This is a genomic window from Novosphingobium sp. HNCC26DJ243, assembly GCF_057180545.1.
Genome location: NZ_JBXUGN010000023.1, coordinates 1 through 812, shown reverse-complemented (window position 1 = coordinate 812; position 812 = coordinate 1). Strand labels below are relative to the sequence as shown.

Annotated in this window: 1 protein-coding gene; it reads left to right on the top strand. The window is 54.6% G+C overall.

The window, feature by feature from the left end; genetic code table 11:
- On the top strand, positions 1 to 812 hold an 812-nt coding region (locus tag AC2A04_RS18280), incomplete at both ends, for a calcium-binding protein (RefSeq protein ID WP_484213786.1).

Sequence of the window (812 nt, the reverse complement as noted above, 5' to 3'; positions counted from 1 at the left end):
GACGCCGCGCTCGGTGCGGCCGGACATTCGGAGACGGTGTTCACGCTGGCGATCACCGATATTGCGGAGCAGGTTGGACCAACCGAAGGTGATGATCGTGGTGCTACGGCGATTGTCGGCACCTCAGGCAACGACAACCTCTTCGGTCTCGGCGGTAATGATGAACTCTTTGGATTGGCAGGAAATGATACCCTGAACGGAGGCAATGGCGATGATACTCTGATCGGCGGATCAGGGGCAGATGCGCTGTTTGGCGCAGCCGGAATTGACGTGGCCTCGTATGTCACGGCGCTGACAGCTATCAAGGTTGATATGATTTCCACCGCCAAGAACACGGGCGACGCTTTGGGCGATACTTACGATTCGATCGAGAATCTGATCGGAACAAATTTCGCCGACACCCTGATCGGCAACAATTCCGGTAACGAGATTTTTGGCGGAAATGGCGCTGATTATCTGGCGGGGCAGGGCGGAGCGGATCGCTTGCGCGGTGGCCAAGGTGACGACTCCCTGTTCGGGCAGGGCGGCAACGACATTCTTTATGGCGACGCCGGAGATGATAGCCTCAGCGGCGGACTGGGATCGTTCGATTATTTTGCTTACACCACAAGTTCTTTCGGCAAGGATACGATCACTGATTGGGAAGATAATGTCGACAAGATTGATTTTCGTGGCAGCGGGTTGACATATTCGCATCTCAGTTTCTTGCAGATAGGCGGCAATGTCGAAATTCAAGTGCCTGATGGGACGAGCAGGATCCTTGTCCAGAACGCCACAGTTGGAAACTTCACGTCGACCGATTTCCTGTTCTA